Genomic DNA, 23,471 nt, shown 5'->3' with positions numbered 1-23,471 from the left:
TTGCTGGATTTTTTATCAGTTTTTTTGAAAAAACTATTGTCAAAGCGCTGAATACAGCGTATTTTAATTTTCAGATACTTACTTTTTGATGATATCAAAGATGTTAAAGCAGCCTCTAATCTCAAACGCTTCTTATTATTTCTGGCAATTTAGATAATTGCCTGAACGCGTTTGGGCAAAGAAATGGTTGCCCACCAGTTGATACCTGATCGGCAACCCTGGTCAGGTTTTTTTATGTCTTGATTTTTATAAATTTTTTGGAGAATTCGTCATGATGGCATTTAACCGTTCATATTTTAGCAGCGCATATTGGTTTTACTTTAGTCAAATTAAAACACTTAACCAGAAATTGATTAGACCCATAACGCTCAAATAAAAGCTCGGACTGCGAAATGATCAGCAGTCCCAAGGAAAGGCCAATGAACGCTCTAAATACCGCATTACAAAAACCTACGGCGCAAGAAACTATTCTAAGCCTGCCACATCAGCTCAAGGCGCAATTGCCTTTGTCCAATCCGCTTGCGCAGCAAATTGCTGAACAGCGCCAAACAATACAGAATATTTTAGAAGGCAGGGATAAGCGCCTCCTGGTGATTACCGGCCCATGCTCCATCCATGACACTGAATCCGCTTTAGAATACGCAGAAAAATTAAAGCAGCTGCAGGCGCAAGTGTCTAAACACATTTTTCTGGTCATGCGCGCCTATATTGAAAAACCGCGCACCACGGTCGGCTGGAAAGGCTTCCTGTATGATCCGAACTTAGACGGTTCATCCAATATGCAATTGGGTTTGGAAAAATCACGCGAACTCTACCTTAAAATTGCAGCCATGGGACTGCCGATTGCTTCGGAAATCCTCAGCCCAATGGCGACAGCATACTTCGATGACCTGCTGGCTTGGGGCGCAATTGGCGCGCGCACCAGCGAATCGCAAATTCACCGTGAAATTTCCAGCCACATGCCGTACAGCATTGGCTTCAAAAACGGCACAGACGGCTCCATTCAAATTGCTTTGGACGCCATTCAGTCCGCCTCTCATCCGCATCAGTTCTTAGGCATGAGCCAGTCGGGCCTGCCAAGCATTTTAGAGTCAGGCGGCAACCCTAAAGCGCATTTGATTTTGCGCGGCTCAAACAGCGGGCCAAATTACCGGCTGGCTGAAATTGAGCAGATGAAAGCCAAAGCGAAAGGCGAACTGCCGGCTTTGGTGATTGACTGCAGCCACGGCAACAGCAGCAAAAACCCAATGCTGCAGCCTGAAGTTTTGCGCACCATTGTTGATGAGCGCCATTTAAGCAGCGTACGCGGCGTGATGCTGGAAAGCCATCTGCTTGACGGCGCGCAGAAAATTTCCTGCGCAATGGCTTATGGCCAGTCAGTGACTGACGGCTGCTTAGGCTGGGATAAAACCTGCCAGCTGCTGCTGGAAGTTGCTGAAAATCTGAAAGCCTGCCCGCTGCAGCGCAGCGCCTAAGCGGGGTTCTGGGCGAGGCCTGCTCCGCGCTTTGTTGGGCGCTTGCGCTGCATCCAGCCTGCGCCTGATAAAAATAGCGCTGCCTTTTGAGCTGAAAAGGCAGCGCATCAAACAATAATGCAGATGTTTGACCTGAAGCACATTTTATGTGAAAAATATATTGAAAAATTAATTATTAACATTTGTGGAAGTATTTGATTTTCTTCATAATAAATCAGTGCAAAAATAAGAGCTGAAACTGTCCGGTGATTTTGCGCTGCTGAATTTATTTGGGGAAAATTTTTTATGTACACAGCCGAATTGCTGGAAGATGCGCGCCGCTTAATGTTCCATATGCTGACTAAGGTCGTGGAATACGGCGGTTCTGATTTATTCATTACCGCAGATTTTCCGCCCAGCATCAAGCATCAGGGCCTAATGAAAGCTTTTGGCCAGCAGGCGCTGACTGCAGACAAAACCAAATTATTCGCCTATAGCCTGATGAATGAAAAGCAGCGCAAGGAATTTGAAACCGAGCTGGAATGCAACTTCGCCATCAGCGTGCCGAATGTTTCGCGCTTCCGCGTCAATGTGTTCCAGCAGCAGCTGCATACCGGCATGGTGATCCGCACCATCACCAATGAAATTCCGAATTTTGTCCAGCTTAAGCTGCCGGAATCGCTGAAAAGCGTGATTATGGAAAAGCGCGGGCTGGTGCTGGTTGTCGGCGGCACAGGCTCGGGGAAATCCACCTCTTTGGCGGCCATGATTGACCACCGCAATGAGCATTCCGCAGGGCATATTATTACCGTGGAAGATCCGGTGGAATATGTGCATAAGCATAAAAAATCCATGATTACCCACCGCGAAGTCGGGGTGGACTGCCATTCCTGGCACAATGCCTTGAAAAATACCCTGCGTCAGGCGCCGGACGTGATTCTGATTGGCGAGATCCGCGACAGGGAAACCATGGAGCATGCCATCGCATTCGCCGAAACCGGCCATTTGTGCTTAGGCACGCTGCATGCCAATAACGCCAATCAGACTTTAGACCGCATCATCAACTTTTTCCCGGAAGAGCGCCGCAATCAGCTGCTGATGGATTTATCATCCAATATGAAAGCAGTGATTTCACAGCGCCTGATCCGCACCGAAGACGGCAAAGGCCGGCGCGCGGCGGTGGAAATCATGCTGAATACGCCGCTGATCTCTGACTTGATTTTAAAAGGCGATTTTCATGAGCTGAAAGCCATTATGGGGAAATCGCGCGAGCTGGGCATGCAGACTTTTGATCAGGCCTTGTTCGAGCTGTATGATGACGGCGCAATTTCCTATGAAGAAGCCTTGCGCAACGCGGATTCAGCCAATGAGCTGCGCCTGCAGATCAAGCTCAAGAGCCGCCGCGCCAACCCGCTGCTGCAAAGCGCAGCTTCAGACTTCAGCATGCTGCCGGAGCAGAAGGCTGAAGAAGAAGCTGTTTAAGGGCTGTACCTCTGAATGCTGCTGGATGTTCAGCAGCATCCGCAAGGCATGATTGACTCATGTCTTTTTCAGTTCAGCCTTTTATGGCCTAAGCTCAGAATGGCTTTTCCGTAGCAGATCCAATCTGCATGCATAGCGCAAAAAGAAAAAAGCAGGCTGCTGAATGGGCTGGCATTGTCCGGTTAAGCAGACTTTTGCGCCACTGCAAATTTATAATACAGCAGGCTGAACAGCACGAGCGCAGCGCAGCACAGGTAGGCCGCGCTGTAGCCGGCATCCGCAATCAGCATGCCGATAACAATAGAGCCGGTGGCAATGCCCAGATCATAGCCGGTGAAATAGGTGGATGTGGCATGGCCGATGCGGTCTTTCGGCGAGCGCTGAATTGAAATCGTCTGCAGGCAGGGCTGCGCTGAACCGAATCCCATCCCGATCAACACCGCGGCAAATAACAAGCCGGCCACAGATTCAATTTGGGCTAAAACCGCTAGGCCGATGGCAAATAGGATTAAGGCGGGATAAACCACAGCGTTCGGCCCTTTGCGGTCATAGAGCTTGCCGGTTATTGGGCGCAGCACCATCATGGAAAGGGCAAATACCGCAAAAAACATGCTGGCATAAGCAAGCATATGCTTGGATTCTGCAAAAGTTGCAATAAAAGACATGATGCTGGCATAGCTGAATGAAATCATCATGGCCATTAATGCCACCGGCAGGGCCTTGAATTCAATAAAGTCATGCACGCCAAGGCGGCGCTTTTCAGCGCGCGGCTCAGGTTTTTGATCGGCAGGCAAAGGAATGAGCAGGCAGAAAATAAAGCCAAGCACAATGAATCCAGCCAGAATGCCCGCGATGGCTGTATAAGGCATGCTTTGAATCAGGCTCAGCCCAAGCAGCGGGCCAAGCACGATGCCTAAATTGATTGACATCAGAAAATAGCCCATGCCTTCGCCTTTGCGCGCCGCGGGAATAAATTCGTTAGCGATCGGCACCGCGACCGTAGTTAAGATGCTGAACCAGATGCCGTGCAGGAAGCGGATCAGCAGCAGCGCCGTCAGATTATCCGCCATGACATAGGCCAGGCTGAAGAGGCAGAACAGCGTTTCTGAAATATAGAGGGTTTTTTTTGCGCCCAGCTTTTCAATAATCAAGCCGCTGAATGGGCGCACCGCAATCGCTGAAGCCATGAATAGCGTCATGGCTAAGCCCGCCTGCGACAGGCTGCCGCCCAAGTCATTCACAATGTAGATGGGCAGAATGGCAGTTTGCGCGAAATAGAAAATAAACAGAAAAAGGTTATTGGCCAAGCACAGAATAAACGGCTTATTCCATAAATGTTGAGCAGCAGTGTTCATAATTCACCTGAATACAAAAGTCGGACAGGCGGCTTGGCTTAAGCGTTTTTAAAATTATTATCCGCTGAAAATACAGTCAAGGCGTCATGGGGATGGCCACGAGTGTAAGACGGTTTTAATGAAAAGTATAGCTTTATATGATAATTTAACCGTGTTCTTAATATTAAATATGGATAAAAATATAGTTAAATATCTTATTTTGATTATTTTAATGTTTATTTTGATTTTGTTTCTCAGGGCTTAAGATTTGCCTGAAACAGCTGATGAAATACCTAAGAGCATTCGTAAAGCAATGCATCTCCGGTTAAATCGGCTGCAGTTTTTAGCTGTGAGAGTTGCATGGGAGCGGCTGGCAAGTCCGCCTCTAGGGAATTTCCTTTAAAAAGGCGGCTTAAAGAATTTTGGGGCTGGCATATTGCAAGGCGCCTATCTTCCAGCCGCCTGATTTTTTGCACTGCGGCGGTCAATGCACAGTTTGCAGGCATAAAAAATCAGCCATTCGGCTGATTTTTACGGCAAGCTGAAATCACAGGCCCGCTTCATACTCTGCGCTGGACAGCAGCTTTTCGACATCCGCCATATTGTCCGGCTTAATTTTATAGATCCAGCCTTTGCCATACGGCGCATCATTGACAAAATCCGGATCATCTTCCAAATCTGCATTTACTTCAACCACAGTGCCTGAAACTGGCGCATGGATATCTGAAGCGGTTTTTACCGACTCAACAACACCCGCCTGCTGGCCGGCAGTAATATGCGAACCTGCTTCCGGCGCTTCAACATAAACTAAATCGCCCAATGCATCCTGCGCATGGTCTGAAATGCCGGTTACGACAAGATCACCCTCAATGCGCACCCATTCGTGCGTGCTGGCATATTTTAAATCTGAAGGATGATTCATGGCTAACTCCTTAAAACTATTAAAATCATTTTTGGCATGTTTATACATGCTTTTGGCAGAAAACAAAAGAACTATCAGAGCCGCTTAGAGATACGGATCTTTGCGCCAATTGCTTGGGCTGCGTCCGCTCCAGCGCTTGAATGCCCGGCTGAAATTGGCAACGTCGCTGTAGCCCAGCTCATCGGCGATCTGTTCCAGCGTAAAGTCCGTGCGCGAAAGCAGGGAAGTTGCATGGCGGTAGCGCACTTCATCGACTAAAGTTGAAAATGAAGTGCCCTCGGCTGCCAGCTGGCGCTTCAGGGTGCGGTCGGACACATGCAGCCGGTCCGCAACCGCTTCAATGCTTAAATAATGCTGTTCCGAATGGGTCAGAATGTCGCGCACGCGCATTGCCAAGCGGTGGCGTTCGCCCAAGGCGGACAGTTCAGTTTCGCACTGGTTAATGGCGATTTGGCTGGCAATTGGGTCGGCATGCACCAGCTTATTGCCTAAATACTGCTTGTCAAAACTCAGCAGCAGATGCGGCTGATCAAAGCGGAACTGATGATGCGGAAATTTCGCCATAAAGCGCTCAAAGCCATCCGGCTTGGGAAAATCGAAATCGATATCGCCGGAGGAATAGTCAATGCCGGTAATCGCTTTGCCCATGCTGATCATGCCGAAAATCAGGGCAACCGCAATTTCAGTGCGCAGAGGCTCCAAGCTGACATCCGTCCGCAGCTGCACCGTGGCTTTGCTGCCGAATGTCGAGAAAAACAGCTGCAGGAAGGGCATCCGCAGCTGAATGAAGCGGTTGGCCAGCACCAAGGCATCGGTAATGTCATTGGCAGTCATAATGGCATAGCCAATGAAGCCGTGAATTGAGATGCGCATTTGCGTGCCCAGATGAAAGCCTAAGGTCGGCTCACCGGTCAAGCGCAGGGCATGCTGCACCAGCTCATTGGCAAGTGCGGTGGGGATGCGGTATTCAGGGTCTGCCAGCTGCTCGCTGTTCAGCCGGAATGGGCCAAACAGGGTTTCGCTGTTATAGCCCCAGCGTGAAACAACATCTAAAAGCAGTAATCCATAAACGCCAGGAATGCCTAAATCTTGGCGTGAAGAAGGTGTTTTCATGCGCGGTCCGTTGCAGTCTTTATATTTTTTATTTGTTCAAAGCTATATTGGCACGAAATATAATGTTCGGCTATTAAAATTGTTGGACAATTCAGCCTGTGCAACCTGCAGCCGAATTTAGCAAATTCAGCTGCTTTGCGCCCGGAATTTCAGGCAGCTGCGGTTTCTTTTTTAAACACAATGATTTTTGTGGTGGAGATGAACAGCACATCGCCATGCTGGTTTAAAGCCTGAGTTACATAGCTGACAATCGCGCGGTCATTTTTGCTTTTTGACGGCGTAATGGCGGAAATTTCAACTTCCACATGCAACCTGTCGCCGGGGCGTGTCGGGCGCGGCCAGCGCAGGCTGGATTCGGAGCCAATCAATCCCTTGGCGATAGGGAAGCATTCCGTCCATAAGCGCATGGTTACAGCAGCAGTGTGCCAGCCGCTGGCGGCAATGCCCTGGAAGATTGGATGATCTTCGGCCTTATCTTCATCTAAATGAAACTCCTGCGGATCATAAGCCTGCGCAAACTGCTTAATTTCTTCCAGCTTCATTTCATACTCGCGGCTGACAAAGCGGTCACCGACTTTAATATCTTCCAAATACAGCATATTTTTATTTCCCTTCCGGTTCATTGGTCTGTTGCTCGATTAAGAAGCCGCCGGTCTGGCGCTGCCATAAATGCGCGTAAATGCCGTCCAGCGCCACCAGTTCTTCATGCGTTCCCTGTTCGGCTATGCGCCCCTGATCCAGCACAATCAGGCGGTCCATCTGCGCAATGGTGGAGAGGCGGTGCGCTATCGCAATGACTGTTTTGCCCTGCATTAAGCTGTTCAGGCTGGACTGGATGGCGGCTTCCACTTCAGAATCCAGCGCGCTGGTCGCTTCGTCTAAAATTAGAATAGGCGCGTCTTTTAGAAAGACCCGCGCAATCGCCACCCGCTGGCGCTGGCCGCCGGAAAGCTTGACGCCGCGCTCACCGACAAAAGCCTCGTAGCCGGATTTGCCGCGCAAATCCACCAGCTGCGGAATAAATTCATCCGCCTGAGCTTTTTTCACCGCCTGATGCATTTCCTCATCGGTGGCATCTGGGCGGCCATACTTGATGTTGTCTTCCACAGTGCGGTGCAGCAGCGAGGTATCCTGCGTCACCAGCGCGATATTCCGCCTTAAGCTGTCCTGCGTTACATCTTCTATATTTTGCCCGTCAATCAAAATACGACCTTGGTTGATAGGATAGAAATGTAGCAGCAGCTGAATCAGGGTTGATTTTCCTGCACCGGAACGGCCGACGATGCCGATTTTTTCGCCCGGCTTAATGGTTAAATTCAGCTGATCGATCACATTTTTTGAGCTGTAGGCGAAGCTGACATTTTCAAATTTAATTTCGCCGCGCGGCACTTTTAATTCCTGCGCATCCGGCTTGTCTTGAATGCTGATTGGGCGTCCAAGGGTTTTCATGCCGTCCTGAATGGTGCCGATATTTTCAAACAGCGCGGAAGTTTGCCACATAATGAATTCCGCAATGCTGCTGAGCTTCAGAATCATGGCGGTCGCCGCGGCAATGACCCCCAGTTCGGCTTGGCCCAGCATCCACAGATAAACCGCTGTGCCAATTACGCCAGCATACAGCACAATATTCAGCAGGCTGATGCTGATGGAATATCTGGCGCCCAGGCGCATCTGCTTGAAGACCGTAACCATAAACTGCTGCATTGAGCTTTTGGCGTACTGGCTTTCACGGCCTGCATGCGCAAACAGCTTAACGGTTTGAATGTTGGTATAGGCATCGGTCACGCGGCCGGTCATGACTGCGCGGGCATCGGCCTGCTCATTGGAAACTTTGCTCAGGCGCGGAATAAAGTAGGCTGCGGAACAGATGAACAGAAACAGCCAAAGCATCAGCGGAATCAGCAGCATGGGAGAAATGGCCCCCAAAACCAGGCTGACGGTGACAAAATAAATCAGCACATAGGCCAGCATGTCGCCCAGAATAATCCAGAACTCGCGCACGGCAAGCGCCGTTTGCATGACTTTGGCCGACAGCCGCCCTGCAAAATCGTTATGGAAAAAGTCCAGGCTCTGCTGCAGTAGCAGATTATGGAAGCGCCAGCGCAGGCGCATGGGAAAACTGCTGTAGAGCATTTGGTGCTTCACAACCGTCTGCAGGCTGGCAAAGAAAACATTCGCCAGCAGAATGCAGGTCAGAATTGTCAGATTTTGGCTATGGTTTTCCAAGAATGTATCGGGCTGGCTTTGGCTCAGCCAGTTGACTAAATCGCCGATTTTCGCGTATAGGAAAGCCTCAAAACTGGCGGCCCCCGCGGTGCAGATGACCAAAAGGAGCAGGTAGCGCTTGACCCCGCTGGCAGCCTGCCATACAAAAGGGAAAAACTGGGTGGGAAGAGGTTCGTTTAGGCCTTTTTCGGGGTAAGGGTCAACGAGTTTTTCAAACCACTTCAGCATAAGCTGCACCTTCAATTCTTAATAATATTAAATTTCAGTAATTTACATATTTTACAATAAAAACAATACTTTGGCTAATAAGCCTAAAGATGTTTTTAGCTGTGTAAACACCTGTTTAGCTGTGCTAACGCGTTTCTATTTGCCCCCTAATTTGCACCATAATGGAAAAATTGAAAAAGGTGCAAATTTATGGGTTCAATTTTTACCAGAACGCTTGCTGAGGGGACTTTGAGGTATAGAGCGGTAATTCGTGTTCACCGCAAAGACTACCCGATATTTAGAGAAAGTAAAACTTTCAATTCTAGACGCAAGGCAGATAGCTGGCTTAAAAAACGCGAAGTAGAAATCGAGGCTAACCCTAATATTCTGTACGGCAATCAGCATGAAGCAAACATGCGGTTAGCGGATGCTATTGATCTTTATCTTAGTGAAACGGATGGAGTGTATTTGCATATCTTCCATCAAGACACCTCCTTTAAACTCTGAATCAGCGGATCTTCAAGTTCAACATTCAGCTTTTTTTTAACTGTTCAAGGCTATAGCTGTATTCACTAGATTTGGTTTTAATTTCAATGGAAACACCAGATTCATCAAGTGAAAAGATGCCTAGATCATCACTATATTCATCAAAGGTCTTTTGAAGCTCTGCAATTAAAACATCAACTTGCTTATGCATGACACTACTGAAAAAAGACCAAAATAAGGAGCAGGACGAATCCTGCTTTTTTAGTTTACTTATATCTATTCAGTGCTGTCATCTGGACACCATTCAGTACTTAAATTTTGCAAACTAAGTTCCAGCCAACGAGTTTTCCCTCCCGAACCACCACTAGAACGATCAATGATATAGACAGGTTGTTTTTTTCGGGCTTCCAATAAAGAAACATCGATCACTTCTCCAGCAAAACTTTGGCGACAAATAGCAGTAATCTTTATGCCTTGTTTTTTAAGTGATGGGATAGGATCATTAAAGCTGATCATGGCATTAGTTTTGGGCTGTAAAGTAATTAAATTTACTCCAAATTTTGCATCTTTACCTTCATAACGAATTGACCAAGGCACTTCATATTTACGGTCTTTCAATTGTGAAACACGCTCGCCCAATTGATGTACACGCACCAAACCTTCACGAGAAGACATGGTGCTTAAAGTATTAGAATTATATTTTTCTTTATAACCTTCCGTGACCCATCTAATTTTTGCATCATTGGCTAAATCATCCCATTGCCAAACTTCAAGCATTTGATTTTTTTGAGCATCAGGCATTAAATTTTTAACCAACTCGCCCAATTCATAAGAATGAAATCCGAATAACTCAGGCTCAACTTCCAAACTCTCAGTAAATTGGGTACTGTCTTCTGCTTTTTGTTGCTCCTCTTCTACACTGACAGGAGTTTTCTGCTTACTACATCCCATTAGCGTCAGTAATACACATAAGCCTATTAATTTCTTCATTTTTTATTGACCACAGCATAATGAAGATGAGAATTGTAAAAGAGTTTAAGCTTTAACTCTATGTTTTAAAATTATTTTTATCTTTAATTAATCTGAATTAGGTTTAAGCAGATTTTCATTCAAATTGACCGTGAAGGAGATTCAATTGCCCATCTTAGGCAGATGAATCATCAGGGATTCAAATGGCTGGTTCGCGCGGGAAAGAAGGAAATTCCGTTGAGTATCAGGGACAGGCAGTAAAAACAGGAGAAGCCGCTGACCGGCTGGAAACGCGTGAAATAAAAGCCATTAAATATAAAGGACAAAAAGTAACGCTGCATGTCGGTAAGGCTGAGGTTTGGATCACGCGGGATGCGAAACACAAGTGGAAAGATCAAAATGGCAAGCGGGTGCCGCCAGAAAAAGGAGAAGCGCTCCGCACGCGGCTGATTGTGGCGGATGTTAAAGATGAAGCCAGAAAATTATTAACCAGCTGGATGCAAACACATCATTCCAAGAGTTTTTTGAACAGTCGGATGAGTTTTTTCAGCGCACTTGGCTGGGTAAGAAAAAGTACGAACTGTATAAATCTGGCAAATTTCCAATTGAGAAATTTGCCGATCCGCTGAATAAGCGCGGGTACACATTGGCGGAGCTAAAGGCTTTAGATAAAAAACCTTTGAATTATTGGGTGTTTAAATATAATAATCACCACTATTTTAATCAGGCAGAAAACAACAATGAAGCTTTTCGCATTTCTAATTTATGTAATTGTATCAGGCAGCTGTTTTGCTTCAGCTCAAAAAGACTTTGAGCTTAAATATTACAAGTTAATGGAGCGATACGTTCAAACACAATCGGACAGAAATCAAGTGATTTCTACAGAGGCAAAGAATGAGCAAGAAGATCTTACTAGGTCTAATAAACTCAAAACTCTAGATTGCAAAGGGTGGAAAGAGAATATTGAACTTTATGATTTTGTCTTAAGCAGATTTAAAGAATATGAGGGAGCATCAGAAGGTGTTCGAGCAATGGGATACACCAAAGAAAGCCTGCAAGAGGATTCCGAATGGTTACGTGAGCAATTAGACCAACCAGAGAACCAATGTAAATAAACCAAAAATTCCAAATGCGGGACTATTCTAAATTTTGTGTAAGTACTTAATTTTCATTTATCCTTCAGAGGATAATTACAAAAGGTACTTCATATGGATGAAGCAACAATCAGAAGTATGGCTGCTGAATTGGCTAAAGGTCTGAAAACGCCAGAAGACTTAAACCAAATTACAGCAGTTTTTAAAAAATTCATGATTGAAACTAGGGCGTATTCTCATTTTAAAATTTAAATATGTAAGTATAAAAATAACTGTATAGAATCTGCTTTTTTATTTGTTTTATTGATGTTTTAACATGACACGCCGAGTTTTAACCGATGAGATTTGGCTGTAAATCCAAGAAACCGTGCAGTTTTATGGCTGTTATCGCTCTAAAAATATCATGGAAGCCATACTGTGGAAATTTCGTACTGGTGCTGCTTGGCGCGACATCCCTGAAGACTTGTGTCCTTGGCAAATAGCTTACAACCGTTTTAATTGTTGGGCGATAAATGGATTATGGGATAAGTTTTTTTTAAATTACGAGGCCTGCTGGATACAGAATGGGTATTCATTGATGGAAGCTGCATTCGCGCTCATCAGCATGCAAGTGGAGCTAGGCACAGTGAAAATAGAGCAATTGGCACCTCAAGAGGTGGAATAACTACAAAAATACACTTGGCCGTCGATGCGAACGGATATCCGCTTGATTTTGACATCACTGGGGGGGAAGTCCATGACGGTCAAATTGCGCCGAAATTAATAGAATTGGTTGGAAAGGCTGATTATCTGGTAGCGGATAAAGGATACGACTCCGAAAAGCTCAGAGAATGTGCAAGAATTCTTGATATGATCCCAGTGATACCAAGAAAAACCAACAGCTTTAAAGGTAATCCGGAATTTGATGGTTATCTATATCAATTACGGCATTTAGTTGAAAATGCATTTGCGCGTTTAAAACACTTTCGGGCAATAGCGACAAGATATGATAAGTTGGCTAGAAATTATAAAGCCATGTTGCGACTAGCATGCATATTTATTTGGTGTAAGGACAAATGAGAACATGCCCTACATTCAATATTGAACTTTCGGATCATCTCGACTATGAAAAACATCAGGCAAAGAAAGGCTCTTCCATGGGCGTCATCGGCAAGTTTCTGGCTAGCGTAACGGTCAGCTTATATGGCAGTTCGGCATTTATTGAGCATTTTGAAATGCTCAAAACGTCCACGATGTATCAGGGCTTCATCATGCTTATGTTTGCGGTGTTCGGCCTTTTAGCCATCGGCATTCTGTATCAGTCGATTGCGCTGCTGAAAGGCAAGCCGCTGCCTGAGGTAATTTCTGAAATTAAAGCGGCATTCCTCGCAATCTGGGGAAATGGCAAAGGGGGAGAATGATTTATGAGTAAAAAACTGACTGATGCGCAAATAGGCGCTCAGGCTAAAGCGCTGGGCGTAGAGGCAGCTGCGTTAAAAGCGGTGCACGAAGTTGAGTGCCGGGGATCTGGATTTAATTCGGACAGCACTCTGGTAATTCTTTTTGAGCGCCATGTGATGCGCCAGCGCCTGATCGCCGGCAAGCTTTTCAGCATTGCCGAAAAAATGGAAATTGAACAGCCGAATCTCTGCAGCAAAACGTCCGGCGGCTACGGCTTATATTCTGCGCAGCATGGCCGTTTGGCTACGGCCGCTGAATATCACCGTGAATCGGCGCTAGAGTCCTGTTCTTGGGGCCTTGGGCAGGTGATGGCTATCACTGGAAATCGCTTGGCTATAAGTCCCTGCAGACCTTTATCAATGCGATGTACCAGGATGAGGCTTCCCAGCTGAATGCAATGTGTCGCTATATCAAAGTGAATGGCCTGATCAATGCCCTGAAAAATAAGGACTGGAAGGCATTTGCATTGGGCTATAACGGCAAGGGATATGCAAAAAACAGCTATGACACCAAGCTGGCCAGTGCTTATAAGAAGTGGGCAGCCAAGTGAGGCTGGCTGCTTTATTGCTGTGCATCCTGCTTTTAGGCTGCACAGCACACTCAATTTCAACAAAAGTGCATATTACTGTTTGCGTTCAGTGTGTGAATTAATAGTCTTCAAAGGAGCTATTTCGTATAACGTCCTTATGTTAGATGGAGCAAGAGTGATCTGAGCTATTTGATAATGAGTTGAAAAGTATCTGTTAATCTATTAGGGGGTCAATGTTCTGTGCATCTTTTTCAGGGTTATTAACACCAGTATAAGCATCATAAGATTGGGCTAAAAAACATATGACAACCATAACAATGAATACAATAATTTTGTTTTTAATAGCCATTTTTAATTCGACCTGGAAAAATTGTTATAAAAAGATATAAGAATTTAATCATCTAATCTAATATGTAAAAAACAACCATCTATCTAATTATGAGATATGTTAACTTTCAAACAATGCACTTATCTGATTACTATTGTCGAAGAAGGCAGCTTTACCGCAGCCTCAGAAAAATTATTCATTGCCCAATCGGCCTTAAGCAGGCAAATAAAGAATTTAGAAGATGATCTGGGCTTTAGTGTTTTTGATAGATCTGATAAGAGAATCAAATTAACCCTTGCTGGATCAGTTCTTTATAAAAACTTAAAAAAAAATCTTGATAATTTCAGTAATTCAATTGAATTAGCAAAGGGGATTAGCCGGGGGGAAAATAGAACGGTGAAAGTCAGCCACTCTAGCAGCATTATTTTAGATAACAAAAAAATTCAGGTTTTAGATCAGCTATGTGAAAAATATAAAATAAATATCGAGCTTAATACTATTTCTTCGGAGGCTCAAATTGAAGCAATATTAAGTGGTGATATTGACATTGGCTTTATTCGACCTCCTGTCTACCATGCTTTAGACGAGGTAAATTCCACAAGTTTATATACAGCTCCTCTATATGTAGCTGCTTCAACGTCTGATAAAAATTTCAATGATAAAACCAGTGTTTATATCGGTGATTTAAAAGATTTAAGATTTGTTTCTACACCTCATTCTGAACGAGGAGGATTAAGTTACTTAGCTTCTAATCTTTGTTTAAGCAATGGATTTTGCCAAAAGAAATCCAGAATTTCCTCAAGAAAATTGTCCCAATTGGATTTGGTAGCAAATGGCCTTGGTATCTGTGTCGTACCTGAAGAATTTTCTACAATTCTCCCGAAGAATGTAAAATTACTCTCAATAAACGACAAAAGCAGCCAATCTGAAGTCAAATTAATTTGGAAAAAAGATAATGACTTAGTCATTGAAAGTTGTGCTAAAACTATTCAGGATTTTTATAAATTAGATTTTTAAATTTTATAAAATCAATATAATACGCGCTATGTGAGGTTATTTTATTTATTCTTTCTAATTCAGTATTTTGAAATAGGCTGTTCCAAGTGTCAGTACACTGTAATGGCATTTATGTGATTGATTGTTGCGCAACGCATTCAATGTCAACAGAAATGTATATTACTGTTTGCATTCAGTGTGTGAATTGAGGGCTATTTCGTATAAGATATATTTTGTTAATTTTAGAAATTCTTAATACAGTTAAAACTGTGAGCCTATAAATTATATTTATTAAATATTTTTTCAATTTCTATCTTTCTATTTGGTTGTTCTTTTAAAACATTCTCTAATCCCTGTCTAATGTAACACTTGACTGTTTTTTTCATCAGACCATCCTTCACTTGGCTCTATTCCTATTATTTCTTCATCTACACAAGCATAATATAATTTTGTTCCATCTTCTTGGATTTCAGAAAGGGGATAATTTTCTCCCAGGGAAGGTTAGGAACACTGAAAAAAGTTCCAATTTGACTAAAAACAATCAAATTATTGGCAATAACTATCAAAACTGCACATAAAAAAATCCGGTTTTTGCTGTTTTTGAGATTGGTAAAAAGTTTTTAAATATATGAAAAAACAAAAGTTTTATAGAATACATTTTGTATAGCGACCATTATTTTAAATAAACGTTGATTAGATAACTTCTATATAAAAAGTTATTAAATTAATACATATTTAATATTTATAAAATGAGAATATACGCACTCTTTACCGATTAATTTTGAACTAATGATTTCTAGAAAACAAATTTGTCAAGCAGGCTTAATTACCATGTTTATGGGTTTTGGCATGCAATTACATGCAAATGCAGTCAGTCAAAATGAAAAAAATATTGAAAAGATCGTAACCCAATCATTTAAACCGCTTATGGATCAGTATTATGCACCTGGTATGGCGATAGGCATAATTCATAATGGTAAAAATTATGAAAAGTATTATGGTGTTCAATCTAGAGAAGAAAATAAAAGCGTAAATGGACAGACTCTTTTTGAGTTAGGTTCTGTAAGTAAAATTTTTACTGCTGTTTCAGGTACGTATGCTAATAACCAAGGAAAAATATCTTTCGACGACCATCTTAGTAAATATTTACCAGCTTTAAAAAGTTCCGAAATTGATAAGGTAAATTTATTAGAGCTATTAACTTATACAAGTGGAAATTTGCCACTGCAATTTCTTGATCATGTCAAAACGGATAAGCAAATATTAGAGTATTTCAAAAATTGGAAAGCCAAGAATCCTTCTGGTACTTATCGCGAATACTCAAATCCCAGTATAGGTTTTTTTGGGTATCTAACTGCAAAATCGATGAGTGTCCCTTTCTCCTCACTATTAGAGAAGACTATTTTCCCTCAACTTAATTTGAAACATACATACGTCAATGTTCCAGAAGAACAAAAAATAAACTATGCTTTTGGTTATGATGAAAAAGATCAACCAGTTCGAGTTAATCCCGGCCCATTATCTGATGAAGCTTATGGAGTTAAATCAACCCTGCCAGATATGCTTAACTTCGTAAATGCAAATCTTAATCTAGATACAAATAGCCCTGCTATGAGAAAAGTTCTACTGGATACACATAAAGGATATTTTAAAGTTGCAGATAGTGGTATGACACAAGCACTTGGATGGGAGATGTTTTCTTATCCGACAACTTCAGAAATTCTACAGGCTAGTAATTCAAAACAAATTTTGTTGGGATCAAACTCCGTTGTAAAAGAATTATCACAACCAAAATCTAAAGTTTTTCATAAAACAGGATCTACTGATGGCTTTGGGGCGTATATTTTATTTATTCCAGAAGAAGGATTTGGACTGGTTATGTTAATGAATAAAAAGATACCAAATATTGATCGCATTAAGGCTGCATATAGTGTTTTTGAGACATTAAAAGATAATTAAATTTCTCTAAAATTAACATAAGACAGGTTATGCGCAATATATTTTTATTCCAATATAAATCATTGGCTTAAGAGTTAGCAAAAAGCCTAGTCCTAACCGGTTGGGCTTTTTAAATGATTTTTCACGTTCTATGCTCCCTATTCAAGCAATGTTTTACTGCTTGGATTAACTTTCCGCATAGATTTCAGTCCAGCACTAAAATTTTTGACTGTGATTGCTTTTGCAAGAGTTTCAGGGAGCTGCGGAAGTGTTAATTCAGATACTCTAATCGTTTATCCATTTTTGATTCAAGGCTCAGTTGGGCTCTCTGTTGGCTAGGTGAGCCGTGTCTCCCCCAAAGGATATTTTCACTACATCACAGTCTTTTCTTAGCGGGCAAAGTTCACCCTTTATCAGATTTTCAAGCATCGCCTGCATCTGCTGCAATTGTTCGACTTTTTCCTGAATTTTGCCTAATTTATCCTGCAAAATTTCCTGAAACTGTTCTGCAGGAATCTCGCTTTCATTCACTAAATGAATGATCTGCCTGATCTCAGCAAGGGTAAACCCTAGATTCTTCGCAATCTGTATTAGTTGCAACTGTTGAAGGGTTTGTTCAGGATAATCCCTATAGCCATTATTTCGAATTAATGGCTGAATCAACTGCATTTTTTCATAAAAGCGGATGGTATCCCGGCTCATATTTATCTGTTGTGATAGTTCGCCAATCAGCATTTATAAAATCCCTCTGCATTAATAATTTTTCAAAACTACTTGACCATAGAGTGTACTCCATACTTTAGCTTAAGTATGAACAATTCAATAGAGTACACATTCATGCACGCTTCAAATCAGACTGCTCTCGTAGTGGGGGCAACAGGATTTATCGGTAAATTTCTAATCGCGCGCCTGCTGAGAGGAAATGCTCAAGTGTTTGCCCTATGCCGTAATGTCGATCAGCAAGCCCCGCAGCTTCAGCATTGGCTGACACATCAAGGCATTTCTCATCAACAGTTAAACTTTATTCAGGGTGATGTTACTCTGCCGAATTTAGGACTATCCAAGCAGGACTGGCAGCAGCTCAAAGCAGTCAATTATCTTTACAATACCAGTGCCTTATTTGCATGGAATTTAACAATGCAGCAGGCTAAGGCTGTTAATGTCAATGGGCTTGAGCTGTTGTTAGAAGGTGTTGGTAAGCATTGCCAGTTAGAACGAGCAGTACATCTATCAGGCTATATGTTGACCATGAATGAGCATTTGCAGGCAGCTGGCATCTATCGTGATCGTATAGAGCAGACCGATTGGTCACGAGTCTATGCTGGATTGGGAGCATATGAAGCATCTAAAATTCAAGGGCATTTCACTTGGGTTAAACATGCTGCTCAATATAATATCCCATGGACCGTTATCCATCCTGCCACGGTCATTGGCGATGAAATGACAGGGGAAATTCCATCTAATCAACCGATTGTGCATCTTATCCAGCAATTAAAACAAGGGAAAATGACGGCTATTCCTGGAACGCGGCAGCACTATTTACCACTGGTTTCGGTGACGATGCTAGTTGATGCCATAATTCAAGCTGCCCAAGATCCAAGTACGCATCGGCAGGAAATTCTAGTGGCCAATCCAGAGCAAGTTTCTTTTCAGGAGTTGATTGAGATGATTGCAGAGCATCTGCAGGTCAAGGCACCTTGCCACTTTATTTCGTTAAAGTTACTTCAGCCGATTTTAAAATGGCGATGGTTGGCAAAAAAACTGGATATGTCTGCTGAAATGCTGAATTTCCTTAGAGCCGAGCGGCTTGATTTGGAGCGGTTTATTACATTGAATCAGCATTGGAATATTCCAAACACCGATATCAAAAGCAAAATAGGAAAGACAGCGGCATGGGTTAGCCGCCCATCCTGAAAAGAACAAGCCCTCAATTGAGGGCTTACAGGGCTGTTTTGTATAACGTGTATTGTGTTAATTTCAGGAAGAATTAATAATATAAATGGAGAACGCCATATTATTAATGAATTAAGTAATCGACGCTCATAGAACAGCTCCGATTATAAAAATGGAACTTATATCAATTAGCTTATAGGCCCAGAAATAATTATGAAAACAACATATGCATTATTAACCCTAATAGGAGTAGCACTGCCATTTTCACAATTTATACTGTGGTTGACTAAATATGGACTTAATTTTTCTCTATTTTTTCGGCAAATCACTGAAAATCCATTAGCAGCTTTTGCATGGCTAGATGTCGTTGTAACGGTAATCGTTATTGTATTTATGGTTATGAATGAAGGTAAAAATCTTAAAATGAAAAGATTATGGATTCCTATAGCCGCATCATTTATGGGGGGAGCTTCTGTAGGGCTTCCGCTGTTTCTGTATATGAAACAATGTCATCTTGAAAAATTCGATTTGAAAAGAAGTTGAATCAACTTTTCTTCTTTTGATATTTCGTACTATTTCCACCTGGCAAGCAATCACAGGCTTGACGATTGCCGTTTAAAATTTTCCAGCCAGTTTGGCTAATGTTTGAGTTGGCGACGTTACCACATCAAAGATATAGGGGCTGTACTAGATTAGCATTATGTTAGTCTAGAAAAATGAAGATATCTAATTGTAAGTTAAATAGAAAAGTACAGTTAAGGCTGCTTGATTTTTTTGTACTTGAAGTTACAGCCCGTTCCGCTGCTGATTTATTGGATATTCATCCTAATTCAGCAGCACTGTTCTACACTAAAATTAGGCAAGTTATAGCCTGCTATTTAGAACAAGAAGCCACTGAAATATTCGACGGACAGGTGGAGTTGGAAGAAAGTTATTTTGGTGGGATACGTAAGGGTAAACGCGGTCGTGGGGCTTCTGGTAAAGTTGCTGTATTTGGTATTTTAAAGCGTGGTGGAAAGGTGTACACCAAGGTTGTTTCTGATACTAAAGCGATAACTCTAATGCCTGTAATTATTAATAAAATAGCACCTGACAGTATTGTTTATACGGATTGTTATCGCAGCTACAATGCACTTGATGTAAGTGGTTTTTACCATGAAAGAATCAATCATTCTTTGCTGTTTTCAGAAGGTAAAAATCACATTAATGGGATAGAGAATTTTTGGAATCAAGCTAAAAGGGTATTGAGAAAATACAATGGTATTCCTAAACAACCTTTTCCCTTGTTTTTGAAAGAATGTGAGTTTAGATTCAATTATGGAACACCAAAACAGCAGCTCAAAACATTGCGGTTTTGGTGTCAAATTTAACCTAATCTAGTACAGCCCCTAATTTTATTTCCGAACTGGTCTTTTTCGGCTGTAGCAATTTGAGGATTTTGCCCGGTAAACACAGGTAATCCGCAGAATGCATCATAGCCAACGGGTAAATACAGTTTATTGGCATAGGCATTTTGCATGCCAGCCGGGTAAAGAATAAAAGCTGAAGAAAATATAATATGGCTTAAGCGGCTTTTTAAGTTAAGCGGGTTTTTCGGATAGCTCAAGAATAATGCCCCTGTATTTTAAGCCTGAGTATATCTTAAATTTCTATGCGGCACTTTCAGATTTAGTGGCAAAACCTTTGTCTTGAAACTTTGCATAAAATGCGCCGTGGGAAGTTCAGCGCCTGTTGAATCACTTTATGTATAAATAAGGCAGAATGCTGGGCAGTCAGCTCACATCTTTATGCTTTTTCACAACTGATTTTGAATTTGTCTTTGTAGTAGTCCAAAGCAATTTCTAAATCTGTGGCCAGCTTATCCTCCGTGTAATCTTTAGGCGCCAATTGAAGCAAAGCCGGCATGTAATTGGTTTTGTATTCGGCGGGGTAGTCCTTGCAGAGAATTTGAGTCTTTTCGCCTTTAGGCGTTTCTGGGCTGTCCAGCTTATCCAGATAAGCGCCAATAACGGCGTCCGATTTTTCAAATTGCGCGGCAATGGCAGAGTCAGGCTTTGCATCTTCAGCCTGCTGCTTTTGACAGCCAGTGAAAGCCAGCGCGAGCAGCAGGGCAAGGGGTAGTTCCAGTTTCATCGTTAATCTTATTGTGGTTATGCTGCTATGAATTATAGATGCAAATTGACAAAAGGAAACCGCCATGCAGCTTGAGCCGGCGCTTTCATGATTTTAATATTTGGTTTGTTTTTAAACTCTGCTATCAACTATATGTTTAATTTTAATGAAATAATTGACGTCGATTAAAAAATAGTTGCTATAATTCGGCCATTTTTACATTGCTGTATTTTTCTTCCCCTAATTGTAAATATCTTTATGAACCTTAAGTTTTTTGGCGCAGCTGCGCTGTTATGCGGGCTGATGAGCCCCTTATCCGCCATGCCTTTTGACCCGTTGATTGGCACATGGAAAGTGATTGATGACCGTACCGGCTATTATGTTTCAGATATCGTCATCCGCAAGAATTCTAAAACACAGCAATACAGCGCGGTTATTACAAAAAACCGCCCTTTGCCGGGCGCCCCAAGTTCCGAGCTTTGCAGCAAATGTCAGGGTGCACTGAAAAATCAGCCTATTTTAGGCATGGAAGCGCTGAAAGGGCTGGTTGCCGGCTCCAGCAATAAGCAATTCAGTCAGGGCATCTGGGTTAATCCGCAAGATGGGCATCTTTATACGATTGATGCTAGCCTGAATCTGGCAGGGGATCAAATGAAAGTCTATGGCAAGGCAAAGAATGCCAATGCGGTGAGCACGATGACTTGGAAAAAGCATACGGATATGTAGGCTGAGCTGAATAGGGAAAACCGCCTAATTGTATGATTAGGCGGTTTTTTTAATGAAGAAAAGCCATTAGGCAGTTTGACTGTTCTATGCAAAGTGCAGAATGCGCTTAGATGGGGCATTTTTACATTTGGCTGTTAATTTCCCTGCAGTCTGCTCAGGCTGGCTTTCAGGTCAGAACCTGAAGGCGCCTGATAAATTTTCAGGCCGAATTCAGGAATAATCGCAATCAGGTGATCGAAAATATCAGACTGAATCGCTTCATAGTCTTTCCATGCCGTGACGTTGGTAAATGCATAGATTTCCAAAGGCAGGCCTTCACTGGTCGGCTGCAGCTGGCGGATAATCAGGGACTGATGCCGCGCAATGCCGGGATGCTGCTTTAAATACAGCTCAACATAGGCGCGGAATGTCCCCAAATTGGTCAGCCGGCGCTGATTATAGTGCGCCGGGTTGCTCAGCTTCTGGTTAAACTGCTCGATTTCCGCAGACTTATCATTCAGGTATTGACCAAGCAGCAGAAACTCCTTCAGCTTTTTCTGCTCATCGTCAGTCATGAAATGCACAGAGTCCTGATCAATGTAGATGGAGCGCTTAATGCGCCGTACGCCCGCCGCCGCCATGCCGCGCCAGTTTTTAAAGGTATCGGTGACCAGCTTATTGGTTGGAATGGTGGTCAAAGTCTTGTCAAAGTTCTGTACGGTAATCGTATGTAATGACATATCAATGACATCGCCATCGGCATTCAGGGAGGGCATTTCTATCCAGTCGCCAATGCGCACCATGTCGTAGGATGAAATCTGCACCGAAGCGACCAAAGACAGGATGGTATTTTGAAACACCAGCATCAGCACGGCAGCCATGGCGCCAAAACCGGCCAGCAGGGTAAATACGTCTTTCTTCAGGAATGTGCCTAAAATCATCAGGCCGCAGACAATGAAGATGATCAGCTTGATCAGCTGCAGATAGCCCTTAATCGGCTTGTTTTTGGACTTAGGATTGCGCTGATACACCAAATTGAAAATATTCAGCATTTCACTGATGGCTAGGGCGATAGTGAGGAAAATAAAGGCCTGTGATACGGTCTGCACCAAGCTGATGAATTCTGCAGACACATGAGGCACGGTTTTAATACCATTCATGAGCACAACAGCAGGCACAATATTGGTAATCCGGCGGATTACGCTGTGCCTGGCAATAATTGAATCATTGAAAAAGGGCAGTTTGGCGATTAATTTGCGGATGCCGCGGACAACCACCTGTTTGGCGATAAAAGTCGCCAAAATGGCCAGTAAAATAACCATGCTGAGCGAAGTCAGCATTTCCAGCCAAGGATATTGATCAGACCAATCTTGAATTTTTTGAATAAAGGTAAAACGCTCCAAAACCATCCTCATCGTGTTTTCAGTTTGAATTGAGCGCAGTTTATCGTCTTAATTTTAAAAGATTTTTTATAATAACGTTTTGCATACATAAACCCTGCATCTTTTTACGCTTTGCTGAGTGCGGGAGCAGCAAATGGAAGGCTCAATCTGGTATTGAATTCCTTGCACAGCAATGCTGTTCATCCCCTCTTTTGTAAAGAGGGGTTAGGCGAGATTTATCAATTGATAATACGAAAAGGGCTGCAGTAGATCAGCATTACCCAATCCAAAGCTTTTGAATGCTAAGCGCCAGCGCTTACCACATCAAATCATCAGGAATGACGTAGGCTGCATACGGATCTTCCTCATCTGTGGTCTGATCATTCTGTTCAGAATTGTTCACAATAATAAAGCCTTCCATTTTCGCATTGATGCGCTCCGCCAGCGCCATCGGCAAAAATGCGTAGCTGTCGTTTTCTTTGGCAATCACCAGGCTGCCGGCGACAAGGGCATTGTAAATCTGCTGATTGATGTAAAGCTTTTTGATCTTGCCGCCATCAATAAACTGATAAGTAACATCGCCGCCGGTATTGCGGATTTTCTGCTGATTGATCATCTGCAGGATAGACGCTTTCAGCTCTTTCTCATGCAGCGCGGCTTTTTTCTCCTGCTCAATGGCATGGTCGCGCGCCTGCTTCTGCTCCTGATCTTGCGCAATTTTAGCCTTGATTTCAGCTTCATTGCTTTGACCGGTACGCTGTTCATGCACAGCCTGCTTAGACAGTTTTTTGGCTTTTTTGTTATCGACCAAACCTGCTTTTAATAACTGTGCCTGTAGTGCATTTTTAACCATAAGATGTT

At 43.0% G+C, this 23,471-nt stretch carries 26 protein-coding genes and 1 pseudogene; 15 read left to right on the top strand and 12 right to left on the bottom strand.

Annotated features, from left to right (window positions below; genetic code table 11):
• Positions 1-419: 419 nt before the first annotated feature.
• Positions 420-1,475: a 3-deoxy-7-phosphoheptulonate synthase gene (locus BEN74_RS02420; protein WP_068910165.1), complete on the top strand. Its 1,056-nt coding sequence runs from the start codon at positions 420-422 to the stop codon at positions 1,473-1,475.
• 285 nt (positions 1,476-1,760) lie between these two features.
• Positions 1,761-2,936, top strand: a complete 1,176-nt coding sequence (locus BEN74_RS02415; protein WP_068910167.1) for a PilT/PilU family type 4a pilus ATPase — start codon at positions 1,761-1,763, stop codon at positions 2,934-2,936.
• A 182-nt stretch (positions 2,937-3,118) separates the two neighbouring features.
• Here the strand turns inward: BEN74_RS02415 and BEN74_RS02410 are convergent, their stop codons facing one another.
• From BEN74_RS02410 to BEN74_RS02390, 5 genes are all read right to left on the bottom strand, one after another.
• Positions 3,119-4,291 carry an MFS transporter gene (locus BEN74_RS02410; protein ID WP_068910169.1) on the bottom strand — a complete coding sequence of 391 codons (1,173 nt, stop codon included), beginning with the start codon at positions 4,289-4,291 and terminating at the stop codon, positions 3,119-3,121.
• Positions 4,292-4,817: 526 nt separating this feature from the next.
• A complete protein-coding gene (gcvH, locus tag BEN74_RS02405; protein ID WP_068910206.1) occupies positions 4,818-5,192 on the bottom strand; it encodes a glycine cleavage system protein GcvH in 375 nt (124 codons plus the stop codon).
• Positions 5,193-5,276: 84 nt separating this feature from the next.
• Positions 5,277-6,305 (bottom strand): AraC family transcriptional regulator, encoded by a 1,029-nt coding sequence (locus tag BEN74_RS02400; RefSeq protein WP_068910171.1) that lies wholly within the window; start codon positions 6,303-6,305, stop codon positions 5,277-5,279.
• A 149-nt stretch (positions 6,306-6,454) separates the two neighbouring features.
• Positions 6,455-6,904 carry a MaoC family dehydratase gene (locus tag BEN74_RS02395; RefSeq protein ID WP_068910208.1) on the bottom strand — a complete coding sequence of 150 codons (450 nt, stop codon included), beginning with the start codon at positions 6,902-6,904 and terminating at the stop codon, positions 6,455-6,457.
• Positions 6,905-6,908: 4 nt separating this feature from the next.
• Positions 6,909-8,759, bottom strand: a complete 1,851-nt coding sequence (locus tag BEN74_RS02390; RefSeq protein WP_068910173.1) for an ABC transporter ATP-binding protein — start codon at positions 8,757-8,759, stop codon at positions 6,909-6,911.
• A gap of 189 nt (positions 8,760-8,948) precedes the next feature.
• Here BEN74_RS02390 and BEN74_RS19585 point away from each other — a divergent pair, with 189 nt between their 5' ends.
• Complete coding sequence (locus tag BEN74_RS19585) at positions 8,949-9,245, top strand: hypothetical protein (protein ID WP_068910175.1); 297 nt, start codon at positions 8,949-8,951, stop codon at positions 9,243-9,245.
• 25 nt (positions 9,246-9,270) lie between these two features.
• Here the strand turns inward: BEN74_RS19585 and BEN74_RS02380 are convergent, their stop codons facing one another.
• Positions 9,271-9,435 carry a hypothetical protein gene (locus tag BEN74_RS02380; RefSeq protein ID WP_228200383.1) on the bottom strand — a complete coding sequence of 55 codons (165 nt, stop codon included), beginning with the start codon at positions 9,433-9,435 and terminating at the stop codon, positions 9,271-9,273.
• A 65-nt stretch (positions 9,436-9,500) separates the two neighbouring features.
• A complete protein-coding gene (locus BEN74_RS02375; RefSeq protein WP_068910177.1) occupies positions 9,501-10,214 on the bottom strand; it encodes a hypothetical protein in 714 nt (237 codons plus the stop codon).
• Between the two features lie 182 nt (positions 10,215-10,396).
• Here BEN74_RS02375 and BEN74_RS02370 point away from each other — a divergent pair, with 182 nt between their 5' ends.
• The 8 genes and pseudogenes from BEN74_RS02370 (at position 10,397) to blaMCA (ending at position 16,539) form a co-directional block, all read left to right on the top strand.
• Entirely contained in the window at positions 10,397-10,822 is a 426-nt protein-coding gene (locus tag BEN74_RS02370; protein WP_068910179.1) for a hypothetical protein, read from the top strand.
• 111 nt (positions 10,823-10,933) lie between these two features.
• Positions 10,934-11,308 carry a hypothetical protein gene (locus tag BEN74_RS02365; RefSeq protein ID WP_068910182.1) on the top strand — a complete coding sequence of 125 codons (375 nt, stop codon included), beginning with the start codon at positions 10,934-10,936 and terminating at the stop codon, positions 11,306-11,308.
• A gap of 93 nt (positions 11,309-11,401) precedes the next feature.
• Positions 11,402-11,539: a hypothetical protein gene (locus BEN74_RS19230; RefSeq protein WP_162898106.1), complete on the top strand. Its 138-nt coding sequence runs from the start codon at positions 11,402-11,404 to the stop codon at positions 11,537-11,539.
• A 103-nt stretch (positions 11,540-11,642) separates the two neighbouring features.
• A protein-coding gene (locus tag BEN74_RS02360) for an IS5 family transposase (RefSeq protein WP_416240784.1) occupies positions 11,643-12,346 on the top strand; the annotation gives its coding sequence in 2 pieces (ribosomal slippage) (positions 11,643-11,826 and positions 11,826-12,346; 705 coding nt in all).
• Positions 12,343-12,687, top strand: a complete 345-nt coding sequence (locus tag BEN74_RS02355; RefSeq protein WP_228200382.1) for a hypothetical protein — start codon at positions 12,343-12,345, stop codon at positions 12,685-12,687. The genes BEN74_RS02360 and BEN74_RS02355 overlap by 4 nt, the downstream gene beginning before the upstream one ends.
• A gap of 3 nt (positions 12,688-12,690) precedes the next feature.
• Positions 12,691-13,277, top strand: a pseudogene (locus BEN74_RS02350) (N-acetylmuramidase family protein).
• 424 nt (positions 13,278-13,701) lie between these two features.
• Entirely contained in the window at positions 13,702-14,601 is a 900-nt protein-coding gene (locus BEN74_RS02345; RefSeq protein WP_068911452.1) for a LysR family transcriptional regulator, read from the top strand.
• A gap of 768 nt (positions 14,602-15,369) precedes the next feature.
• Positions 15,370-16,539 carry an MCA family class C beta-lactamase gene (blaMCA, locus tag BEN74_RS02335; RefSeq protein ID WP_068911454.1) on the top strand — a complete coding sequence of 390 codons (1,170 nt, stop codon included), beginning with the start codon at positions 15,370-15,372 and terminating at the stop codon, positions 16,537-16,539.
• A gap of 294 nt (positions 16,540-16,833) precedes the next feature.
• On the opposite strand, the gene BEN74_RS02330 is transcribed toward blaMCA, so the two are convergent.
• Complete coding sequence (locus tag BEN74_RS02330; RefSeq protein WP_068911456.1) at positions 16,834-17,253, bottom strand: MerR family transcriptional regulator; 420 nt, start codon at positions 17,251-17,253, stop codon at positions 16,834-16,836.
• Between the two features lie 102 nt (positions 17,254-17,355).
• Here BEN74_RS02330 and BEN74_RS02325 point away from each other — a divergent pair, with 102 nt between their 5' ends.
• The 3 genes from BEN74_RS02325 (at position 17,356) to BEN74_RS02315 (ending at position 19,781) form a co-directional block, all read left to right on the top strand.
• Positions 17,356-18,432 carry an SDR family oxidoreductase gene (locus BEN74_RS02325; protein WP_086374401.1) on the top strand — a complete coding sequence of 359 codons (1,077 nt, stop codon included), beginning with the start codon at positions 17,356-17,358 and terminating at the stop codon, positions 18,430-18,432.
• Between the two features lie 192 nt (positions 18,433-18,624).
• A complete protein-coding gene (locus BEN74_RS02320) occupies positions 18,625-18,954 on the top strand; it encodes a DUF2834 domain-containing protein (RefSeq protein ID WP_068911460.1) in 330 nt (109 codons plus the stop codon).
• A 173-nt stretch (positions 18,955-19,127) separates the two neighbouring features.
• Positions 19,128-19,781: an IS1595 family transposase gene (locus BEN74_RS02315; protein WP_068911462.1), complete on the top strand. Its 654-nt coding sequence runs from the start codon at positions 19,128-19,130 to the stop codon at positions 19,779-19,781.
• Here the strand turns inward: BEN74_RS02315 and BEN74_RS19225 are convergent.
• Together BEN74_RS19225 and BEN74_RS02310 are read right to left on the bottom strand one after the other, a co-directional pair.
• Positions 19,778-20,017 (bottom strand): hypothetical protein, encoded by a 240-nt coding sequence (locus BEN74_RS19225; RefSeq protein WP_162898105.1) that lies wholly within the window; start codon positions 20,015-20,017, stop codon positions 19,778-19,780. The two genes, BEN74_RS02315 and BEN74_RS19225, sit on opposite strands and share 4 nt — an antisense overlap.
• A 179-nt stretch (positions 20,018-20,196) precedes the next feature.
• Entirely contained in the window at positions 20,197-20,544 is a 348-nt protein-coding gene (locus tag BEN74_RS02310) for a hypothetical protein (protein ID WP_068911464.1), read from the bottom strand.
• Between the two features lie 237 nt (positions 20,545-20,781).
• Between BEN74_RS02310 and BEN74_RS02305 the strand changes: the two genes are divergently transcribed.
• Entirely contained in the window at positions 20,782-21,249 is a 468-nt protein-coding gene (locus tag BEN74_RS02305) for a DUF2147 domain-containing protein (protein ID WP_068911466.1), read from the top strand.
• A gap of 134 nt (positions 21,250-21,383) precedes the next feature.
• Here BEN74_RS02305 and BEN74_RS02300 read toward each other — a convergent pair whose 3' ends face one another.
• Both BEN74_RS02300 and BEN74_RS02295 read right to left on the bottom strand, forming a co-directional pair.
• On the bottom strand, positions 21,384-22,631 hold the full coding sequence (locus BEN74_RS02300) for a mechanosensitive ion channel family protein (protein WP_068911490.1): 1,248 nt from the start codon (positions 22,629-22,631) through the stop codon (positions 21,384-21,386).
• Positions 22,632-22,926: 295 nt separating this feature from the next.
• Positions 22,927-23,463 (bottom strand): DUF2058 domain-containing protein, encoded by a 537-nt coding sequence (locus tag BEN74_RS02295; protein WP_068911468.1) that lies wholly within the window; start codon positions 23,461-23,463, stop codon positions 22,927-22,929.
• Positions 23,464-23,471 lie beyond the last annotated feature (8 nt).

The sequence above is a fragment of the Acinetobacter sp. WCHAc010034 genome (assembly GCF_001696615.3).
Lineage (GTDB): Bacteria > Pseudomonadota > Gammaproteobacteria > Pseudomonadales > Moraxellaceae > Acinetobacter.
Note: the sequence above shows the minus strand (reverse complement) of the source record. Positions and strands in the feature narration are given on the sequence as shown.